The sequence below is a fragment of the Agromyces sp. H66 genome, from assembly GCF_004959775.1.
Lineage (GTDB): Bacteria > Actinomycetota > Actinomycetes > Actinomycetales > Microbacteriaceae > Agromyces.
Map to the genome: position 1 here is coordinate 133,979 of NZ_SJZG01000005.1, position 20,149 is coordinate 154,127.

General features: G+C 67.3%; 17 protein-coding genes. 8 read left to right on the forward strand and 9 right to left on the reverse strand.

The features are described from left to right. Positions 1-208: 208 nt before the first annotated feature. The 5 genes from EZM51_RS10500 to EZM51_RS10520 all read left to right on the forward strand — a co-directional run bounded on the left by EZM51_RS10500 (position 209) and on the right by EZM51_RS10520 (position 5,992). On the forward strand, positions 209-1,474 hold the full coding sequence (locus EZM51_RS10500) for an ABC transporter substrate-binding protein (RefSeq protein ID WP_211195880.1): 1,266 nt from the start codon (positions 209-211) through the stop codon (positions 1,472-1,474). A gap of 81 nt (positions 1,475-1,555) precedes the next feature. After that, a complete protein-coding gene (locus EZM51_RS10505; RefSeq protein WP_136708204.1) occupies positions 1,556-2,533 on the forward strand; it encodes a sugar ABC transporter permease in 978 nt (325 codons plus the stop codon). A gap of 2 nt (positions 2,534-2,535) precedes the next feature. Continuing rightward, complete coding sequence (locus EZM51_RS10510) at positions 2,536-3,456, forward strand: carbohydrate ABC transporter permease (RefSeq protein ID WP_136708205.1); 921 nt, start codon at positions 2,536-2,538, stop codon at positions 3,454-3,456. Then, positions 3,453-4,928 carry a GH1 family beta-glucosidase gene (locus EZM51_RS10515; RefSeq protein WP_136708206.1) on the forward strand — a complete coding sequence of 492 codons (1,476 nt, stop codon included), beginning with the start codon at positions 3,453-3,455 and terminating at the stop codon, positions 4,926-4,928. Before EZM51_RS10510 ends, EZM51_RS10515 begins: the two co-directional genes overlap by 4 nt. A 38-nt stretch (positions 4,929-4,966) precedes the next feature. After that, entirely contained in the window at positions 4,967-5,992 is a 1,026-nt protein-coding gene (locus EZM51_RS10520; protein WP_136708207.1) for a LacI family DNA-binding transcriptional regulator, read from the forward strand. Positions 5,993-6,275: 283 nt separating this feature from the next. Here EZM51_RS10520 and EZM51_RS10525 read toward each other — a convergent pair whose 3' ends face one another. The 9 genes from EZM51_RS10525 to EZM51_RS10560 form a co-directional block, all read right to left on the reverse strand. After that, positions 6,276-7,016 carry a zinc ribbon domain-containing protein gene (locus EZM51_RS10525; protein WP_136708208.1) on the reverse strand — a complete coding sequence of 247 codons (741 nt, stop codon included), beginning with the start codon at positions 7,014-7,016 and terminating at the stop codon, positions 6,276-6,278. A gap of 54 nt (positions 7,017-7,070) precedes the next feature. Beyond that, positions 7,071-10,256, reverse strand: a complete 3,186-nt coding sequence (locus tag EZM51_RS10530) for a type I restriction endonuclease subunit R (protein WP_248305589.1) — start codon at positions 10,254-10,256, stop codon at positions 7,071-7,073. 737 nt (positions 10,257-10,993) lie between these two features. Continuing rightward, the gene (locus EZM51_RS10535) at positions 10,994-12,301 is read right to left on the reverse strand and encodes a hypothetical protein (protein WP_136708210.1); all 1,308 of its coding nucleotides are present in this window, start codon (positions 12,299-12,301) and stop codon (positions 10,994-10,996) included. A 101-nt stretch (positions 12,302-12,402) separates the two neighbouring features. Beyond that, positions 12,403-12,735: a hypothetical protein gene (locus EZM51_RS10540; RefSeq protein ID WP_136708211.1), complete on the reverse strand. Its 333-nt coding sequence runs from the start codon at positions 12,733-12,735 to the stop codon at positions 12,403-12,405. Between the two features lie 74 nt (positions 12,736-12,809). Further along, positions 12,810-13,199, reverse strand: coding sequence for a helix-turn-helix transcriptional regulator (locus EZM51_RS10545; protein WP_169053863.1), 390 nt, complete (start codon positions 13,197-13,199; stop codon positions 12,810-12,812). After that, positions 13,196-13,525 (reverse strand): hypothetical protein, encoded by a 330-nt coding sequence (locus EZM51_RS20555; protein WP_169053864.1) that lies wholly within the window; start codon positions 13,523-13,525, stop codon positions 13,196-13,198. The genes EZM51_RS10545 and EZM51_RS20555 overlap by 4 nt, the downstream gene beginning before the upstream one ends. 120 nt (positions 13,526-13,645) lie before the next feature. Next, complete coding sequence (locus EZM51_RS10550) at positions 13,646-14,815, reverse strand: restriction endonuclease subunit S (RefSeq protein WP_136708213.1); 1,170 nt, start codon at positions 14,813-14,815, stop codon at positions 13,646-13,648. Continuing rightward, positions 14,812-16,437 (reverse strand): class I SAM-dependent DNA methyltransferase, encoded by a 1,626-nt coding sequence (locus EZM51_RS10555; RefSeq protein WP_136708214.1) that lies wholly within the window; start codon positions 16,435-16,437, stop codon positions 14,812-14,814. The genes EZM51_RS10550 and EZM51_RS10555 overlap by 4 nt, the downstream gene beginning before the upstream one ends. Positions 16,438-16,480: 43 nt before the next feature. After that, complete coding sequence (locus tag EZM51_RS10560) at positions 16,481-18,526, reverse strand: hypothetical protein (RefSeq protein WP_136708215.1); 2,046 nt, start codon at positions 18,524-18,526, stop codon at positions 16,481-16,483. A 182-nt stretch (positions 18,527-18,708) separates the two neighbouring features. Here EZM51_RS10560 and EZM51_RS10565 point away from each other — a divergent pair, with 182 nt between their 5' ends. From EZM51_RS10565 to EZM51_RS10575, 3 genes are read left to right on the forward strand one after another with little or no spacing between them, the layout of a single operon-like run. Next, entirely contained in the window at positions 18,709-18,990 is a 282-nt protein-coding gene (locus EZM51_RS10565) for a DUF3892 domain-containing protein (protein ID WP_136708216.1), read from the forward strand. 11 nt (positions 18,991-19,001) lie between these two features. Beyond that, the gene (locus EZM51_RS10570) at positions 19,002-19,523 is read left to right on the forward strand and encodes a hypothetical protein (RefSeq protein WP_136708217.1); all 522 of its coding nucleotides are present in this window, start codon (positions 19,002-19,004) and stop codon (positions 19,521-19,523) included. A gap of 56 nt (positions 19,524-19,579) precedes the next feature. Then, positions 19,580-20,125, forward strand: coding sequence for a hypothetical protein (locus EZM51_RS10575; RefSeq protein ID WP_136708218.1), 546 nt, complete (start codon positions 19,580-19,582; stop codon positions 20,123-20,125). The last annotated feature ends 24 nt before the right edge of the window (positions 20,126-20,149 follow it).

Below are 20,149 nucleotides of genomic sequence, written 5' to 3' on the forward strand. Positions count from 1 at the left end.
GGTGGGTGCGCCCCAGACTGGGCAGGGTCGCGGGCACCGCCCGGGCGAGTTCCGCCGCGACCGGCGCACCACGCATGAGAGCGCTCTCTTGACATTGCGGATCGTACCCCGCTACCATCGCCGTGCACACCGTGAGAGCGCTCTCACCACCGAGTTTGAGCGCGTCCTCACGTGACCATTCCGACACCACGCACACAAGGGAGTGACCGTGAAACTTTCACGACGCACCACGGCGATCGCGGCAGTAGCCGGCGCCGCATCCATCGCCCTCCTCGCCAGCGGCTGCGCGCCGTCGGCCGACGCCGAGGACGACGGCGGCAACGTCGAACTGTCCATCGCCACGTTCAACGACTTCGGGTACACCGACGAACTCCTCCAGGAGTACATGGACGAGAACCCGAACGTCACCATCGTGCACAACCGGGCCGCGACCTCCAACGACGCCCGCGCCAACTACTTCCAGAAGCTCGGCAAGGAGGGCCTCGCCGACATCGAAGCCGTCGAGGTCGACTGGTTCACCGAGGCGATGCAGTACTCCGACCTGCTCGCCGAGGTGCCCGACAGCGCGAAGGGCCGCTGGCTCGATTGGAAGGAGGCCGCCGCCACCGACGCCGACGACCGCCTCGTCGGCTTTGGCACCGACATCGGCCCGCAGGGCGTGTGCTACCGCTCCGACCTCTTCGCCGCCGCGGGCCTGCCGACCGATCGCGCCGACGTCGCCGCGCTCCTCGACGGCGACTGGACGAACTTCTTCGACGTCGCCGACCAGTACAAGGCCGCGACCGGCAAGCCCTTCATCGACTCGGCCAACTCGGTGCTGCAGGGCATCGTGAACCAGCTCGAGACCGCCTACGAGGAGCCCGACGGCACCATCGTCGCCACCGAGAACGCCGACATCGAGGACGCCTACAACACGGTCGTCGAGCGCGCGGTGCCGATCTCGGCGTACGCCGGCCAGTGGAGCGACGACTGGTTCGCCTCGATGGCCAACGGCGAGTTCGCCGCCATGCTCTGCCCCGGCTGGATGCACGGCGTCATCTCGGGCAACGCCCCCGAGGTCACCGGCTGGGACATCGCCGACGTCTTCCCCGGCGGCGGCGGCAACTGGGGCGGCTCCTACCTGACCGTGCCCGCCAACGGCAAGCACGTCGAGGAGGCGCTCAAGCTCGCCGACTGGCTGACGGCCCCCGAGCAGCAGGTCAAGGCGTTCGCCAACGCCGGCACGTTCCCGAGCCAGTCCGAGGCGTACGAGGACGAGGACCTCACCGGCTTCACCAACGAGTACTTCAACAACGCCCCCACCGGTGAGATCGGCATCGCCCGCGCCGAGGCGGTGACGGTCGCCACCTTCAAGGGACCGAAGTTCTTCCAGTTCCACGACGCACTCCAGAACGCGGTCACGCGCGTCTTCGACGGCGTCGAGGACCAGCAGACCTCGTGGAACACCTGGGTCACCGAGGTCAGCGCCTTCTGATCGAACGGTGCGGGCCGCGCCCCCAGCGCGGCCCGCACCTTCCCCCTCTCCCCAGATCAGACGCGACTCCCAGGAGCATCCGTGACCGCCACCGCGACGCGCCCGACGGCGCCACCGACGAGCCGCCCGCCGCGGGCGCCGCGCGTCATCTCGTTCAGCCAGCGCCTCAGCCGCTGGGACCTCAAGGTCTCGCCCTACCTCTACATCTCGCCGTTCTTCATCATGTTCGCGATCGTCGGGCTGTTCCCGATCGCGTTCACCGCCGTGATCTCGTTCATGGACTGGGACCTCGTGCGCAACTCGGGCGAGTTCATCGGGTTCGACCAGTACGTCTGGATCCTCGGCCAGGCGCACTTCTGGACCGCACTGCGCAACACGTTCAGCATCTTCCTGCTCTCGAGCGTGCCGCAGCTGATCGCCGCGGTGTTCATCGCCGCGATGCTCGATCGCAACATCCGCGCCAAGACCTTCTGGCGCATGGGCGTGCTCGTGCCGTTCGTCATGGCGCCCGTCGCCGTCGCGCTCATCTTCAGCAACATGTTCGGCGACAACCACGGCCTCGTGAACAACGTGATCACGAACCTCGGCATGGAGCCCATCCCGTGGCACAAGGACCCGTTCTGGAGCCACATCGCCATCGCGACCATGGTGAACTTCCGCTGGACGGGCTACAACACGCTCATCCTCCTCGCCGCCATGCAGGCGATCCCGCGCGACTACTACGAGGCCGCCACCGTCGACGGCGCGGGTCCCTTCCGCCAGTTCTTCAGCATCACGCTGCCGTCGCTGAAGCCGACGCTCATCTTCGTGATCATCACGGCGACGATCGGCGGCCTGCAGATCTTCGACGAGCCTCGGATGTACGACCAGTTCGGCCGTGGCGGCGCAGGCCAGCAGTGGCTCACGATCACGCTCTACCTCTACGACATCGGCTGGGGCCAGTGGAACTTCGGCCGGGCGGCGGCGCTCGCCTGGATCCTGTTCCTCATCATCCTGCTCATCGGACTGATCAACCTGCTCGTCACGAGGCGACTCGTGCGCGACGAAGGGCGGCGATAGCCATGACCGCACTCGACACCCGCAGCGTCACGACCGCCGGCGGCTCCGGGGGCAGCGCACCCGGCAGCCCTCGGACTCGCACGCGCACCCGGCACATCCGCGGCGTGCGCGCCGGCTTCTGGGTCTACGCGGGCCTCGGCGTCGTGCTCATCGCGTCGCTGTTCCCCTTCTACTGGTCGTTCCTCATCGGGTCGGGCGACTCGTCGACCATCAACGACCCCGACATGTCGTGGATCCCGGGCGGCAACTTCCTCGCCAACGCGACGACGGTCGTGAACGACCCGGCCGTGAACTTCTGGCCGGCCCTGTGGAACTCCATCTACAGCTCGGCGCTGATCGCGGCATCCGTCGTCGTCACCTCGACGCTCGCCGGCTGGGCGTTCTCGAAGCTGCGGTTCCCGGGCTCGAAGCCGCTGCTGGTGTTCGTCGTCGCGACGATGGCCGTGCCCATGCAGCTCGGCGTCGTGCCCCTGTACATCCTGTTCGCCGACCTCGGCTGGACGGGCCACATCGGAGCGATCATCATCCCGTCGATCACGAGCGCGTTCGGCGTGTTCTGGATGACTCAGTACCTGCGCCAGTCGGTGCCCGACGAGCTCATTGAGGCCGCACGCGTCGACGGGGCATCCATGATCCGCACCTTCTGGACCATCGGCGTCGTCGCCGCCCGCCCGGCCGCCGCCATGCTCGGCCTCTTCACCTTCGTCACGGCCTGGAACAACTTCTTCTGGCCGTTCATCGTGCTCGATCGCAGCAATCCCACGCTGCCCGTCGCGCTCTCGCTGCTGCAGTCCAACCACTTCGTGGACTTCTCCATCGTGCTCGCCGGCGTGCTGCTGTCGACCATTCCCCTCCTCCTGCTGTTCGTCTTCGCCGGCAAGCAGCTCGTCTCAGGAATCATGCAAGGAGCCGTCAAGGGATGACCATCGTCCACCTCGAAACCACCCCGACCGCCGCAGCCGTTCGGCCATTCCCCGAGGGCTTCCTCCTCGGGGCCGCCGCCGCGGCGTACCAGATCGAGGGCGCCGCCCACGAAGACGGGCGCACCGACTCGATCTGGGACGCGTTCAGCCGCGTGCCCGGTGCGGTGATCAACGCCGACAACGGGGATGTCGCGTGCGACCACTACCACCGCTACCGCGACGACGTGGCGCTCATGCGCGAACTCGGCCTGGACTCGTACCGGTTCTCGACGTCCTGGGCGCGGGTGCGCCCCGACGGCGGACCGGTGAACCCGAAGGGCGTCGACTTCTACTCGCGCCTCGTCGACGAACTGCTCGAGGCGAGCATCACGCCGTGGCTCACGCTCTACCACTGGGACCTCCCGCAGGCACTCGAGGAGCTGGGCGGGTGGACGAACCGCGACACCGCGTTCCGGTTCCGCGACTACGCGCTCTCGGTGCACGACGCGCTCGGCGACCGCGTGAAGATCTGGACGACGCTGAACGAGCCGTGGTGCTCGTCGTTCCTGAGCTACACGGGCGGCGCGCACGCACCGGGGCGGCAGGATGTCGCGGCCGGCCTCGCGGCGGCGCACCACCTGATGCTCGGCCACGGCCTCGCCGTGCAGGCGCTGCGCGAGCGCGACGCGTCGCTCGACCTCGGCATCACGCTCAACCTCACGGTGGCTCGGCCGGTCGACCCAGGCGACCCGACCGACCTCGACGCCGCCCGGCGCATCGACGGGCAGTTCAACCGGGTGTTCCTCGACCCAATCTTCCGCGGGCACTACGCAGGCGACCTGCTGGCGGACGTCGGCCACCTCGGCCTGCGCGACGTCATCATGCCGGGCGACCTCGAGATCATCTCGACGCCGATCGACGCGCTCGGCGTGAACTACTACCACGGCGAGTTCGTAAGCGCTCGCCCGGCGGCGGAGCCGCACGCCGGCGACGCACCCACCGACCGGCCCACGCGGTCACCGTATCCGGCCGCCGAGGGCGTGCACTTCCACTCCCAGGGCCTGCCGCAGACGGTCATGGGCTGGGAGGTCGAACCCGACGGCCTGCGCGAACTGCTCGGCCGCGTGCACCGCGAGTACTCGGGCCCGGCGGGCGTGCGCCTGTTCGTCACCGAGAACGGCGCGGCCTACGACGACGTCGTGTCGCCCGACGGCGTCGTGCACGACGTGGAGCGCACCGAGTTCCTGCTCGGCCACCTCTCGTCGATCCTCGACGCCATCGACGAGGGCACGCCCGTGCACGGCTACTTCTACTGGTCGATCCTCGACAACTTCGAATGGGCGTGGGGCTACGACAAGCGGTTCGGGCTCGTGCGCGTCGACTACGACACGCAGGAGCGCACGGTGAAGGACAGCGGGCGGGCGTACCAGCGCGTCATCCGCGAGCGCGGCCTGCCCGCGGCATCCGGTGCGCCCGCGGCATCCGTCGACTGAACGCCTGCTGCCCGGACGACGCAAATAGACTGACCGACATGCAACGGGGTGGAGTACGCGCACGGCCCGCCGCACCGACGCTCGAGGCGGTCGCGCGCGAGGCGAAGGTCTCGCGCGCGACCGTGAGCCGCGTCGTCAACGGGTCGCCGAAGGTCAGCCCCGACGTCGTGCGCGCCGTGAACGCGGCCATCGCCAAGCTCAACTACGTGCCCAACCGTGCGGCGCGCTCGCTCGCGAGCCGCACGACCCAGGCGATCGCGCTCGTCGTGCCCGAAGACACCACGCGGTTCTTCGGCGACCCGTACTTCGCCGCCATCGTGCAGGGCATCACGCGCCGGCTCGATGACAGCGAGTACCTGCTGAACCTGCTCGTCGCCAGCAACGATCCGGGCCGGAAAGCGTTGCGCTACCTGCGCTCGGGCGTGGTCGACGGTGCGCTCGTCGTGTCGCACCACGAGGGCGACGACGCGTTGTGGGAGGCCTTCGACTCGGTGCCGATGGTGTTCGGCGGCCGGCCCTCGCACGAGTCCGACGACGAGACCTACGTCGACGTCGACAACGTCGAGGGCGGCATGACGGGCACCGAGCACCTCATCGCGATCAAGCGCCACCGCATCGGCAGCATCACCGGCCCGCTCGACATGCCCGCGGGCGTCGACCGGCTCGAGGGGTTCCGGCGCGCGATGGCGGTGGCCGGGCTGCCCGCCGATGCGGTGGAGACGGCGGACTGGTCGGTCTCGGGCGCCGTGGCCGCCACCCGGCGCCTGCTCGACCGGGTGCCCGACCTCGACGCGCTGTTCGTCGCGAGCGACCTCATGGCGACGGGCGCGCTCTCGGTGCTGCGCGAACGCGGGCGCCGCGTGCCCGAGGACGTCGCTGTCGTCGGCTTCGACGACAGCCCCGCCGCGACCTCGTCGGCCATCCCCCTCACGACCGTGCACCAGCCGTCGGAGCAGATGGGCTTCGAGATGGCCGACCTGCTGCTGCGCGTGCTCGCCGGCGAGACCGACGTGCCGCACCGCAACCTCATGCCGACGCGGCTCGTGCGGCGCGCGTCGGCGTAGGCCGCCTCGCTTCGCGGGTTGAGGAGCGCCGCGCGCAGCGCGCGGCGCGCGCCCGCCCGGAATCGAGAAGTCGCGGATGCAGGGTGCGACCCTGCATCTGCGCCCGTTCGATCGGGGCGGCCCACATGGCGCGGCATGGTCGTAATCGAGAAGTCGCAGATGCAGGGTGCGACCCTGCATCTGCGCCCGTTCGATCCGGCCGCCGTGCCCGCTCGATGTGCACTCTCGCTGCGGAAGTCAGGCTCCTGCGCTGGACGGGGCTTGGTCCGCTACTTGGTGCACCTCATGGCCGCGTCGTGCGGTCGAGGGGCCATACGTGGTACTCGGGCTCGGCCTCGCACTCGGCCACCATCTGGCGCTTGGTCACCCTCCGCGAGCCCGAATTGTCGATGATCCATTCTGTGGGCTTGTTGTAGAAATGGAGTCTCGCACCGCATTTCGTGCAGGCTCCTACGAGCTTCGCGAGTCCAATTCTGCGACCCCATCCGATGAGCGCTGGGAGGAAACTCGGACCAACGATGAGAAGTTGATGCCTCGCGATCCTGTGGAGCATCAGGGCAATCATCATCAGGACCATCGCGGCGGCGAACACCAGTAGCCATGGCGACGATACGCCTGCAGGAACGATGTCCGAAAGGCCCCCTGATTCGGAATGGTCGAGCCCGTCCGCTCGAACTGGACCCTCGATCAGAGCGATCGTTCCCTGATAGCCGGCGAAGAGGCTTGCGACGCCCATGAGAGCGCTGAGCCACGCCAGCGCGGCCTGGGTCAGAGGACTTCGCCAGGTCCATTTCGTGGAAACGCCAGGCGGCTCTGGTTCGAAGTTCGCGCCGGGATTGTGAATCGTGACGTGGGTACCCTGAATGATGTCGCGCGCGTGGACATCTCTACCACCCGAAACACTCTGCCCACCTGGCACGGTCGAGAGAGACGTTCCGCAAGCCGAGCAGAAAAGCGCGCCATCTCCTGCTCCGGCGCCGCACGAGTGGCAGTATCGAAGCGATTCTGCAGCATTGTCAGTCATCAACTACCTCCGAAGCTCGGTACAGCAGACCCATCGTCAGGACAGTCCCCCTCTTCATGGGATATCCCGCTCGTCCGAGTACCGCGGCGCCATCGACTCCATCTGCTCCATCACGAGCTTGATGGCCTCCGGCTGCTTGTCGGGCGGATACCCCTTCAGCACGAGTAGCCGTTTGATCGACGAACGCAGCTTCGCCTTCACGTCCGCCCGCACCGTCCAGTCGGTGCGCACATCGCGGCGCATGATCGCGACGAGTTCGCGAGCGATCTCGGCGAGAACACTCTCACCTTGGATCTCGACTGCCGACTCGTTCTGGGCGACGGCGTCGTAGAACGCGAGTTCATCGTCGTTGAGCGGCGGCGAGAAGTGCTGCCCGCGGTTGCCCTCGGCCGCCACTTCGCGCGCCAGCTCGACGAGTTCGGCGATGACCTCGGCCGAGGTGAGCTGCTGGTTCGTGTACTTGTTCATGAGCTCGGCGATCCGCGCTGAGAACGCGCGCTCGCGCACGAGATTCCCTCGTGAGACCGCGGCCGACTCCTCGAGCAGAAGGTCGCGCAGCGCCTCGATCGCGAGTTGCGGGTTGCGTGCCTGCTGGGCGCGACGCGCGAACTCGGGCGTCAGTTGCGACAGCGACGGTCGCGGCATCCCGGCGGCCTCGTAGATGTCGACGACGTCGCCGGCATCCGTCGCCTGTGCAATGAGGCCGCCGAGCAGCCGCTGGATGTCCTCGGGAATCGGCTGACCGGACGCTTTGCGCTCGGCGGCGTCGAACTTCGCCATCCAGACACGGACCTCTTCGTAGAAGCCGATCTCCTCGCGGTACTCCAGCATCGTTCTCTGCCCCGATGCGAGCGCCCACGCGCGCGCGAGCTGCCCCGAGAATCGGCGGTACTGCGCGGCGAGCGTCTCGCCCTCGAGCTTCGGATCGTTCAGCGGATTCTGCAGGTCACGGAGGTGCGCGACCGTGCCGCTCACCGCGTTGAGGAACGCCTTCGACCCGCCTTCGGCGAGCTTCGCGCGCCAGTCGTACCCCGCCACCAGGCCACGCACCCGCTCGACGAGCTGCACCGCGAGCGACACCGCCTCATCTATGTCGCGCCCGACCGGCTTCGTCTTCTGATCGGTGACCGTGTACTCGGCGAGCGCAGCGCTCAGGTTCTCAGCGATCGGCGCGTACCCGACGAGCAGCCCGTCCTCCTTGCCGCGGAACGTGCGGTTCACGCGCGCAAGCGTCTGCATGAGCAGCGCACCCTTCAACGGGCGGTCGAGGTAGAGCGTATGCAGCGGCGGCGCGTCGAAGCCGGTGAGCATCATGTCCTTGACGATCACGAGCTCGAGCTCGTCGTCGACGTCGCGCAAGCGCTCCTTGATCGCGGCGTTCGCGCTGTCGCGGCGCACATGCTCGACGATCGGCGACGGGTCGCTCGGCACGCCCGAGTACACGACCTTGATGCGCCCGCCGGTGAGGTCGTCGGAGTGCCAGTCGGGGCGAACCTTCACGATCTGCTCGTAGAGCCGCGCGCAGATCTCTCGTGTGCCGCCGACGATCAGTGCCTTGCCCGGGCCGCCGATGAACGGCCGCATGCGCTCACGTCGTTCCTCCCAGTGCGCGACCAGGTCGGCCGCGAGCGCCTCGAGCCGCTCGGGCGCACCGTACACAGCGTTGACGACGGCGACGGATGCCTCGAGCCGAGCACGCTCGACGTCGGAGAGCCCGACAGTGGCTTCGTCGGCGGCGAGGTCGATCTCCTCCTCGCTGAGTTCCTCGGCCCGTCGCACCTTGATGAGGCGCGGTTCGAAGTAGACGGGCACGGTCGCGCCATCCGCCACTGCCCGGCTGAGGTCGTAGATGTCGATGTACTCGCCGAACACTTCTTGGGTGTTGCGCTCATCGAACGAGACCGGCGTGCCGGTGAACGCGATCAGCGTGGCGTTCGGCAGCGCGTCGCGCAGATGGCGCGCATACCCGTCGAGGTCGTCATAGTGGCTCCGGTGGGCCTCGTCGACGACCACGATGATGTTGCGCCGCGATGAGAGCAGCGGGTGCTCGACGCCGGCATCCTTCTCGGCCTTGCTGAGTCCGAACTTCTGCAGGGTCGTGAAGTAGATGCCGCCGGTGGTGCGGTTCGACAGCTCGTCGCGCAGCTCGCGTCGCAGCCGGATCTGCTTGGGCTTCTCGGGCAGTAGCAGGCTGCGGTCGAAACCGGCGAAGAGCTGACCGTCGAGCTCGTTTCGGTCGGTGATGACAACGACCGTGGGGTTCTTCAGCGCCGGCTCGCGCATGACGAGGGCAGTGTAGAGCTCCATCTCCATCGACTTGCCGGAGCCCTGCGTGTGCCAGACGACACCGGCCTTGCCGTTGGATGCCACGGCCTGCCGGGTCGCGCCGACCGCCTTCGACACGGCGAAGTACTGGTGCGGCTTCGCGATGCGCTTGACCAGCCCGTCGTCGCCCTCGTCGAACGCGGTGTAATCGCGCATGAGCTGCAGGAACCGCTCCTGGTTGCAGAGGCCGTTGAGCGAATCCTCGAGCGCGGGGATGGTTTCGCCGTCGATCTGCCGGTTGGACCCGACGGGTTCGCCGTCGTCGTCCACGTTCCACGGGGAGAAGTGGTTGAGCGGCGTGAACGGCGTGCCGTAGATCGCTTCGAGCCCGTCACTCGCGAGCACGAACACGCAGAAACGGAAGGCCATCGGGAACTCGCGAAGGTAGGTGGTGAGCTGCGCGTGTGCCGACGTGGCATCCGCTCGCTCGGTGCCGGCCTTCTTGAGCTCGATGATGCTGACGGGCAGGCCGTTGAGGTAGAGCACGAGGTCGAAGCGTCGGGTGCGGTCGCCCTGGCGGATCGTGACCTGGTTGACGGCGAGCCAGTCGTTCTCGTCGGGGTCGTGGCTGACGAGCCGGATGGTCGGGTTGTGCTCGGTGCCGTCGGCGTCGAGGTAGCTGAGCCGATAGCCGCCGACGAGGATGTCGTGGATCCGGTGGTTCTCGGCGATCGGGTCCTGCGACTTCGGCGCGACGATCTCGGCGAGCGCCTGCTGCAGGTACGTTGCCGGCACGGCCGGATTGAGCTTCTGCATCGCGACGAGCAGGCGCGGCCGGATCAGCAGCTCGCTCCACGAGTCGCGCTCGTCGGTGCCGGGGGCGATGGCCTCACCTGCGGCTGGCCGCCACAGCAGCGGCTCGGCAAGTGTGTCGAGTGCGAGCTGTTCCCACTCGGCCTCTGAGAATCCGGTCACGTGTTCGTCCCCTTGTCGGCGATGTGATGCCAGCGTATGGGTGGATGCCGCCGCGCGACGCTCGCGGCGCTGATAACCCCTTTCATCGGCCGATCGAATGGGGTCCTTCCGGCGTTGGAGCCGCAGTTGAGTTGGTGGGTGAACGAGATTCGCATTCGGGGTTCCGTGCGGATCCGAGGCGTGGCTACACTGGATCCCGCGACGGGCAATAGCCCCGAGAAGTGAGCCTGGCAGTCTTCCGGACGGTATGACGAGCCGGGCTCGCGGAGTTAACCGAGCGGTCTGATACCTGTGACGAGCGTCTCTATCCGCCGTGGCCACTCCCCGCCGGCCTGTTGACATCAGGCCACGGCGTCGCTGACCCAGAGCACTGGCTGCTCGGCAGGGCTCACGTGGTGGTACTCGATCAGGCCCAGCGAATCGTTTCGCACGAGAGCGTCACGTACGAGTCGCCGGTCAGCGGCTTCGACCGAGGCGTCACGCTCCAAGCAGAGCCGTGACGCGCTTGAGGAGACGAGGTCGTCGACGAGAGCGTTGAGGCAGAGCGCCCGTGATTCTGGGTGGGAACGGCCTCGGACGACGTAACCTCCACGCCGACGCTCATTTCGCACATCCTTGAGATGAGACTCCTGCGCGCCGAATCGCTCTCGCTCTTGAAGTGAACGCGGTTCTGCCCCTTCCGCGTTAGCGCGCGAAGATCACGGGAGAGCGCAACGCTATCGCACCCCTCCGTCACGTTAGGCAGCGATGGCCGGGAACACACGGAGCGATCCGTCGGTGGATCGCTCGATCTCGATCACCGCGTCTGTTCCCGAACTCCGCGCGCCCAGGTCATCCCCCAAGGAGCGGAGACGATATGCGGTTCTCAGGAGGTCGTCCACCTCGCCGTGCGTGAACACTGGGCTCCTGAACCCGCCAGGGCGCTTGAGCTCTAACGTCGAGAGCCGGAGCAGGACCGAGTTGATGCCCGATTCCACCTCCTCGATGCGACGTTCGTCATCGCGCAACGTCGCGAGGAAACTCGTGAACGGGTTACCCTCCATCTCGAGCTGGGCATGTTCAACGGCCTGAAGCACGAGCACTCGGCGCTTGAGCGCCATCGCGAGTCGCGCAATTTCGAGGTGGGCGCGGAACAGGCCGCCAGCCTCGTTGATGCCGGGAAATGCTTTCGTCAAGGCACTGAGTTCGATCGGACCGTCGGGCAGTGTGGTGACAGCCTCCTGCCATTTCGCGAGTCGGCGCTTCGCGCGTTCCATCGCCGTACTGATCGCATAAGCCGAGGAATCCAGTCCGAGCGAGAGTCCGATCTTGCCCTGGTCGAGGAGGATCGAGGTCGCCTTGTCGATCGCGTCGCGACAGCCGTCGAGTTCGCTGCGCTCTTGCTCGAGGTGCTCCTCGTGCAGTTGCTCGAGGAGATCGGTGATGTGCTCGATCGCCTTCTGGCGTTGGTGATCGGCATAGGCGCTGAGGCTCACCGCCACGGCCATCAACACGAGCGGGGCAGCCACGGTCAGCGCCCCGGCGGTTGCTACAGCGACACCCGCTGTGGCGGCCGAACCGGTTGCAGCGCCAGCAACCGCAGCCTTCCCAGCAACAGGAACGAAGGTCGCCTTGGCAACGATGCCGGTGGAATCGCGCAGTGCGCTGTATACGCCTCCTGCGACCGCCTTCGAGGCCATCGGCTTCACGAGACCCTCACCCACCTGTGCAGCCACCTTCGCGGGCACCACCATTCGGTAGAGCACCTCGCCTGTCTCCGCCAGGTTCACCTTCGCCGGCGCCGACTTCGCGGTCTGCGTGACGAGCTGGGACAACTGCTGCGCGAGCGGACTGGTCCCATGCAGCACGATCCCACCGGTGCGGTTCCGCGCGGCCGGCATCGGGTGCGCTTCGAGCGTCGCAATGGGGGTTTCCGCGAGCGTAGCGAGAGCGGTTCTCAGCTCCGAGAGTCGCGTCAGCGTGATCTCCTCATCGCCGAAGAGTCGCGGCACGCTCACCTCCCCCGTCGCGAGCGTCCAGATCGGCACGATTGCGTTGTCATCCATGGATGGGCTCCTGATTGGTGAGGCGAATCTCCGATCGCCCGAAGTTATCGACGTCAGCGCACAAACTCTATAAGTTGAGCGACTCTTGAAAAGCTCGTGAATTACGCGTCGGCGTCGGCATCTTCGCGCTTGACGAGTTCGCGGATCACCGGGGCCGGCGCCTTTGTCGGGACAGTGACGTCGGCTTCGGTCAGTGCGAGCACGGAACGCAGGCTCACCCGCGCGAAGTCGTAGAGCGTCTCCACCGCGTCGGAGATCTCGAGATCGGAGGCCAACTCTTCAACGTCCCACGGCTCGTCGGTGGTCCGCCACAGCAGCGCGCTCACTTCGACGTCGCCACCACCATTCGCTCCGGCGGCGTGAACGGTCGCGAGCACGACGCGGGCGTCGCGGTCTTCGGTCAGGTCTGGCGCGTAACCGACGTACCAGTGCACGTGCGGCTCCTCGGCTCCATCGCGGTGCGCCCGGACGAACGAGACCTGAGGGTCGGTGATTCGAAAGCGGGCGTTCATCGGGCAGCCCGAGTCGGGAGAGCCCAACCGTGCGAGGCTCGCGGGTGAGGCGCCGCAAGATGCTGCTCATCGGAGGGAAATCGCCATTCACTGCGCGCTGTATGAGCCGGCCGGCCGAGTCCAGACTCGAGGGAGAGCTCCAGCCTTTGTCCCAAGGCGTGCAGGGTGGCGGCCAGTGTGCGCACGGTGATATTGCGTTCACCCGCGAGGCGTGCGGAGATCTCGCTCTTGCTCACGCCGAGCCGTTCGGCAAGCTCAGACTTCTTCATGCCGCACTCAACAAGGGCCGCGGCGATGAGTTCACTCGCATCAACCATCGCAGCCTCCTCCGCGTAGACCGCGTCAAAGTCTGAGTCACCAGTTGGGAACACGGATCCGTTGCTCATGAGTGGTCTCCTCGCGCCTCCCAGAAGATCGCACGCGCCTTCTGGGTCTCCTTCGTTACCTGGTTGTCGTTGGGCTTCGGGCGGCCGTGCGTGACGAACCATCGGCTTCCGACTCTGATGAGGTAGAGCCGGTACTTGTCCGCCTTCAGTTCGTGAACGGCCGGCTCGCTGCCGTCGTTCAGCCGCCGAATGTGCTCGGGCGACTGGATCTGGTGGCCGTCGCGGAGCCGCTCGAAGTAGCGCTTGAACCTGGCCTGATACCGCTTGTCGAGCGACTGGATGAACTGCAGAGCATCGCTATCCCCGTTCCCGCGTCTGACGAGCACGACGACATCGCTGTCTTCAAAGACGCGAATCTCGTGTTGTTCAGTCAAAACTTAACACACCGCCTCGCCTGCTTCAAGCACGCTCGGTCGGGGCGAGCGTGGCCGCCGACGCCGACACAGCTACACCTCATCCGTCCAAGCGCGCACGCGCAGCTTGCCGGATATGAGTTGTGGAACAAGCGCGTCGCGCATCTCTGCAAGCGTTCGATTCTCCGCATCAGCGGCCATAGCCGCAGACGCAAGTGACTCGATGGTTGCCCGCGATTCTTCTGGCCATCCGCGCGGGTCCGACACGCGAGCCTCGAGAACCTCGATCGGCTTCACGCGCTGGTGGCTGCCTGAAGTACCCGCGACCTTCGACTCCAGAGCACGACCGAACGACGGCTGGGCAAGAAGACTCCAAAGGACGGAAGTCGATATCTCACGCGGCTCCAGGACGAGAAACTCGGTCGACGCCAGCGCTCGTCGCCCATTCACCCGCGCGAGGTCCCACACGCGCGGGAACCGAGGATTGAGCTTGGAGATCAACACGCACGGCTCCGACACGACGAACTTGCTGCTCTTGATGTTGCGCGCCTCCACCAGTTCCGGGCCGTCCCCTGAGTCGAACGCTGGGAGGCTGTAGTGGTCTACGACCTCGTCGCCCAGAGTTCCCGGATCGACCTGCGTCTTCTGAAGCGTCGCGAACTCCAGAACCGTTACACGATCGCCCGTGGTCGGCACCATCGCGAGTGCAAGTTCACGTGCGGTTGCGGCGAGCTTGGTGTTGGCGGCGATCTTGTCGTCGAGGGCGCCGAGCACCTCCGCGATTGCCCTCTGTTCACCGATCGGCGGGAGTCTGAGACTGAATTCGGCGATTTGCCGACCACTGATGTGTGGCACCGCACTGCCAGTTTGCACCGAGACCAAGTAGTCGGAGAAGGAACCGCTGCTCACGATCGCTGCGAGATACCCCTGATCAAGCTTTCCGTCAACGCCTCGGAGTCGCGCGACACGCTGAACGAGCACGGCCGGAAGGTCATCGTCTCGCACGGTCGCCTGCTTGAGCCCCGCCTCAATCCAGGGACGATCCATTGCGAGGACGACATCGCCCGGCGCCAACGCGTATCGCGAGTCGTACGGTGATCCGATCGGCCAACGCTTGACTCCAGCCCACCGCAGTCGCCCTTGCGCGATGTTGTCGCCCCGCAAGAGACGAATGTCCTGAGGGTTCTCCGAGAAGCACTCGCTCTTGAACGGAAACCCCACGTCGATTTTGGTCACGTCCCCAAGTCGGACCTCCCCAGTCATCGACCCACCCGATCGAGCTGCTGCTTCACGACACCCGCGAGCCGCTCCGACTCAGCGAACTCACTGAAGAGCGCCACTCTTAGTCGCGCGAGCTTCTCCTCAATCGGTTCTCCATCGTCTTCTGCGTCAGCTGCGCCGACGTAACGGCCGGGCGTGAGCGCGTAGTCCGCGTTCTTGATCTCGTCGAGGGTCGCGGAGCGGCAGAACCCGGCCTCGTCCGCATACGCCGGCAGCGCGGCATCCGTCGCCGACTTCGTGCCGCGCCAGGCGTGGAACGTGTTCGCGATCTTCGCGATGTCGTCGTCGCTGAGGGCACGCTCGGCGCGGTCGACCATGTAGCCGAGGTTGCGGGCGTCGATGAAGAGCACCTGACCGGTGCGATCGATCGAGCCGCAAGGGCCGGCGGTCTTGTCCTTCGCGAAGAACCAGACGCACACCGGAATGCCGGTCGAGCGGAATAGCTGCGTCGGCAGCGCCACCATGCATGAAATGAGATCCGCCTCGACGATCTGCGCGCGGATCTGGCCCTCGCCGCCGGAGTTCGACGACATCGAGCCGTTCGCCATGACGACAGCACCTTGCCCGCCCGGGGCGAGCTTCGAGAGGATGTGTTGGATCCACGCGTAGTTCGCGTTGCCGGTGGGCGGCACGCCGTAGCGCCAGCGCGGGTCCTGCTCGTTGCGCGCCCAGTCCTTGATGTTGAACGGCGGATTCGACATCACGTAGTCGGCCTGCATGTCGGCGTGCAGGTCGCGCGCGAACGTGTCTCCCCAGCGCGGGCCGAGGTTGCCGTTCAAGCCGTGGATGGCCAGGTTCATCTTCGCGAGACGCCATGTGCGCTCGTTGAGCTCCTGACCGTAGACCGAGATGTCGCTGCCCTCGCGGTCGTGGGCCTCGAGGAACTTCTCGGCCTGCACGAACATGCCGCCCGACCCGCACGCCGGGTCGTAGACTCGGCCGCTTGTCGGCTCCAGCACCTCGACGAGCACGCGCACCACCCCCGCTGGCGTGAAGAACTCGCCGCCCCGCTTGCCCTCGGCACGCGCGAACTTCTCGAGGAAGTACTCGTAGACCTCACCCAGGATGTCTCGCGCTCGGGTCGCGCCCTGACCCGTGAACCGCGCCGAGTTGAGCAGGTCCATGAGCTCGCCGAGCCGGCGCTGATCGACGTTGTCGCGGTTGAAGATGCGCGGCAGCGTCGCCGCGAGCGACGGGTTCGCGGTCATGATCGCGTCCATCGCCTCGTCGATGAGCTGGCCGATCGACTTCGCCGGCTCACCGCCCATCGCAGGCAGGCCCTTCGCGTTCTCGGCGAGAAAGCCCCAGCGCGCGGCATCCGGAACCCAGAACACCCCGCGGCCGGTGTACTCGTCGACATCGTCGATGAGCTGCGCCACCTGCTCGTCGTTCATGCCGTCGGCGCGCAGCTCGGCGGCGATCTGCTCTCGCCGCTCGTCGAACGCGTCGCTGACGTACTTGAGGAACACGAGCCCGAGGATCACATCTTTGTATTGCGACGCGTCCATGGAACCGCGCAGCTTGTCGGCGGCCTTCCAGAGCGTGTCCTTCAGCTCCTTCATGGTTGAGGGCGCCGACGGGGCGGCCTTTGTTCTCGGGGGCATTGCGATCCTTTCGGTAGGTCTCGGTACGTCGCCTCGCTCGGAGCTACTCGGCCGGTGGTTCGGTGAGGGTCAGCGTTCCGGCGGTCGTTCCCGCCACGATCAGGTGCTCGAGTTGCTCGAGCTGGGCGATCCGCTGCAGCGCCTCGGCGCGAGCGCTGCGGAGGTCGGCCAGGGTGCGCGCGAGCGGTGCTCGCTGGTCGGTCGCGACGCGGCGTACCCTCCACGAGTGCCACGGGGTCGCGGGTGCGCTTCGGGCGACGTCCATGGCGAGGACGTCGGGCAGCAGGCCCGCGTCATCGTCGCGGTTGATGCGCAGCACGCGTGCAGGAGCCATCACGACCGATGAGCCGTCATAGTCCACCCACGCGGCGGGTTCGGCACCGGTCAGGAACACGACGTCACCGGGTTCCGTGAGCCGAGCCGATGGGTACGTCGCGGCGAGGCGAAGTCGGTCGATCCGGCGGCCGCCCGGCGTGCGCTCGCCGCGCACCTCGCCGGGGCCGATCACGGTGAATCCCGAGCGGTCGTCGGCGGCCAGGTCGCCGATGTCGAGACGCGAGCCTGGCACGTAACGCACGTGGCCCTCACGCACCAGGTCGGCGAGTGTCGCCGGCGGCACGCGCGCCGGGGAAGCGGAGGGCGCAGCGGCGCGTACGGAGGCCGGCACGGAATCCGCGCCGAGATCATCCACGATCTCGTCGAAGCGAGCGGATGTCTGGGCGTCGACATTGGCCCGTTCGGGGGCATGACGCAGCATCCCGCCGGCATCGAGCAGCGAGCCGGAGCGTGCGAGCACCCTGCTGGTGGGAGTCACGCGCGTGAACGTGAACGAGTGCGCGTGCACCGACTGTCGGTCACCCATGGCCGCGGCGAGATCGCCGACGAGGTCGGCGCGCACGACCGGCGTGAGCTCGAACGTGCTGAGGTCGGAGAGCATCGTCCAACGATCGGCGATGGCGATGCCCTCGTGCGCCGGTCCGAGCACCCAGATCGCCAGGTGCTGGCGCGGCGCCGATGGCAGGAGTCCGGCTGGAAGCCGCACGATCGCTCGAACCCGATCGGTGCGCAGCACTTGCGAGCGGAGAGCGGCCGCCTGCGGTTGGAGTCCGCCGTCGACGAGCACCGATGACGGCGCGACCACGACCGCGCGCTGCGCGTCATCCATCTGCAGTGCGATCTGGTCGACGGCCGACAGGGTCGTCAGGGCATCGAGCGCACCACCATCGGGTGAGGGGTACTGCGCCACGTTCACGACCGGTCCGCTCACCTGGAAGTCGCCGGCGGCGTCGACGGCGAGTCCGGTTCGCGGAACGCCGTGGGCGAGCAGGCGTCGGCGCAGGAGCCTCGCCGCCGAAGTGTCGCCGTCGGCACTCATCACGACCGGTTCGGCGACATCGGTCAGCCGGTCGACGACATCGATCAGCCGATCGGCACACGCGCCGGTGGGATCGGCGAAACGCGGGGCCGCGGCATCCGCCAGCGGATTCGTCAGGGCGAGCTCGATCGCGATCTCGGCGCACAGCGATGCGGCCTCGGCGGCGAGTTCCGATCTCCCGTCATCGCGACTCGAACGGCGGTGCGCGACGAGCGTGTGCTCGAACGCCGGAGCGACCCCGTATGCCCCCTCCACGAGTTGATCGGCGTGCCGCGCCATCCGCTCGAGGCCCGACTCGACACGATCGAGTTCGCGGAACAACGCCTCGTCGTCGGGATCGGTCTCGTCGGCGAGATCAATCAGGTCGTCGCGTGCGAGCGCCCCGAGTTCAGACCCGTGCGCGGCTCGAAGGGCGAGCAGGGACGTCATGACGTCGACGTACGAACCCTCGAACGCCTGAGGCCGGGCATGAAGCGGCACCTCGGTGATCGCGTCGGGGTTGTTTCCGTGCTCGGTGTCGACGAGCCAGCGCGCGACGGCGACGGCATCGAAGAGCTCGACAGCGCCCGTCGTCTCCAGGGCAGCGGGGAACGCACTCGGGCCCGTCGAGAACCTCTTGCGCCACATCGACACCACCGGGCGCTGAACGCGCGCGAGTCGTGCGACGTCGGCGAGGCCGATGCGAAGGTCGGTGGCTTCTGCGACAGTGGTCATCGGCAGCCTCCGCTCGTCGATCGGGGCCAGACGGTTGCCCGGCTTACGCAACGGTAGCGAGTCCTCCGCTACTTTCTCAGCGAATCGCCGATAACCCTCCTTATCGGCTGTCTGGCGTTGAGCGGTGCCACTTCCGCTCTACCTTCAACGACGTCCTCAACGCCGAACGAAGGAGCCCGAGCATGCCGTTCATCCGTCGAGTCAGGGTGCAGTCGCCCGGGCTCCGAAGCGAGCACATCACCACCGTGCAGTACTCCCAGACGATGTCGGGGCCGCTGACGGTCGCCTCGACCGAGGCGATGGTCCACGCCATCGACGCCGGCACCGTCATCTACAGCCGCCACGACGTCACCGGAGCCCAGGCGCTGGTGATCACGCGCGCCGGCAACAACGGCCGGCGCCATCTCACGACCGTCGCCAACGGGCGGGAGACCGACAACCTGCTGCAGCTGCCGCGGTTCTGAAAGGACCCAGCATGAACGAGGAATCCAATCCACAGGTCGGCGCTGAGGCTCAGCCCGTCGAGCGCACCGACATCACCGATCCTGCGGTCCCCGGCCCGCCGCCCGATGCAGGCGCCCCGAGCACGCGGCACCTCGTCATCGGAGCTGCCGGCGTCGGGATCGGCCTCATCGCCGGCATCCTCATCGGCGCACTCGCAGGCCCGCTGTTCAATGCGGTCACCGCCGCCGTGAGCCCGAGTCCCATCACCAACGCCGTGGAGACCTGCGACGTCGCCGACAACCCCTGGATCGTCGTGGGCGACGACGGCGACAGCGTGTCGCTGCAGACCGAGGGCGATGAGGCCAGCGGCGCAGAACTCACCGACGTCGTCTGCGTGCTCGTGGAACTCGACGTGCCCGACAGTGTCATCACTCGCATGGACAGCACCCGCGCGCTCGATGGGCGCCAGACCGCCGAGTGGGACGACCTCTCGGCGTCGTGGGGCTATCACCCCTCGAACGGCCTCGACGTCGTGATCGAGTTCACCGGCTGACCCGGCGCGGCTCGCTCGGACGCACTCCTAACCCAACCAAGAGAAGGAAACCACTCATGAACACTCGCATCAGCATCACCGCCGCCGCCCTCCTGCTCGCCGGCCTGGCCCTCACCGGGTGTGCGCAGACCGGCGGAGCGACGACCTCGCGCGACGAGCCCGCGGCGGCCGTGGCATCCGACGCACCGGCGCCGGCGCAGCCCGACGTGACACCGTTCGGGGGCACCTTCACCTACGAGGACGGGGTCGCCCTGACCGTCGCGGCCCCGGCGCCCTACACACCGTCGCCGTACGCGGCCGGTGCGACGCACCCGAACAACGTGACCATCACGTTCACGGTCGTCAACGGCAGCGACGCGACCCTCGAACTGCTCTCGATGCCCGAGGTCACCTCGGGAGGAGTGAAGGGCGAGTCGATCACCGACCTGTCGAATGACACCGTGGCCCTCGAGCCCTTCGGCGGCAACGCCGACGTGCTCCCCGGGCAGTCCTTCTCGTGGACCATGGCGTACTCGCTGGCGGATGCCGCGGACGTGACCGTGTCCATCGCGCCGACGCCGTTCACGTACGACGCGGCGATCTTCTCGACGTTGGCCGGCTGATGTCAGGGGAAGCCACGGTCGGCC

What these genes read in the sequence shown, in the direction of transcription:
- EZM51_RS10510 (WP_136708205.1), top strand. Translation starts at nt 2,536, where the DNA reads ATGACCGCACTCGACACCCGCAGCGTCACGACCGCCGGCGGCTCCGGG.
- EZM51_RS10515 (WP_136708206.1), top strand. Translation starts at nt 3,453, where the DNA reads ATGACCATCGTCCACCTCGAAACCACCCCGACCGCCGCAGCCGTTCGG.
- EZM51_RS10520 (WP_136708207.1), top strand. Translation starts at nt 4,967, where the DNA reads ATGCAACGGGGTGGAGTACGCGCACGGCCCGCCGCACCGACGCTCGAG.
- EZM51_RS10525 (WP_136708208.1), bottom strand. Translation starts at nt 7,016, where the DNA reads ATGACTGACAATGCTGCAGAATCGCTTCGATACTGCCACTCGTGCGGC.
- EZM51_RS10535 (WP_136708210.1), bottom strand. Translation starts at nt 12,301, where the DNA reads ATGGATGACAACGCAATCGTGCCGATCTGGACGCTCGCGACGGGGGAG.
- EZM51_RS10545 (WP_169053863.1), bottom strand. Translation starts at nt 13,199, where the DNA reads ATGAGCAACGGATCCGTGTTCCCAACTGGTGACTCAGACTTTGACGCG.
- EZM51_RS10550 (WP_136708213.1), bottom strand. Translation starts at nt 14,815, where the DNA reads ATGACTGGGGAGGTCCGACTTGGGGACGTGACCAAAATCGACGTGGGG.
- EZM51_RS10555 (WP_136708214.1), bottom strand. Translation starts at nt 16,437, where the DNA reads ATGCCCCCGAGAACAAAGGCCGCCCCGTCGGCGCCCTCAACCATGAAG.
- EZM51_RS10560 (WP_136708215.1), bottom strand. Translation starts at nt 18,526, where the DNA reads ATGACCACTGTCGCAGAAGCCACCGACCTTCGCATCGGCCTCGCCGAC.
- EZM51_RS10565 (WP_136708216.1), top strand. Translation starts at nt 18,709, where the DNA reads ATGCCGTTCATCCGTCGAGTCAGGGTGCAGTCGCCCGGGCTCCGAAGC.
- EZM51_RS10570 (WP_136708217.1), top strand. Translation starts at nt 19,002, where the DNA reads ATGAACGAGGAATCCAATCCACAGGTCGGCGCTGAGGCTCAGCCCGTC.
- EZM51_RS10575 (WP_136708218.1), top strand. Translation starts at nt 19,580, where the DNA reads ATGAACACTCGCATCAGCATCACCGCCGCCGCCCTCCTGCTCGCCGGC.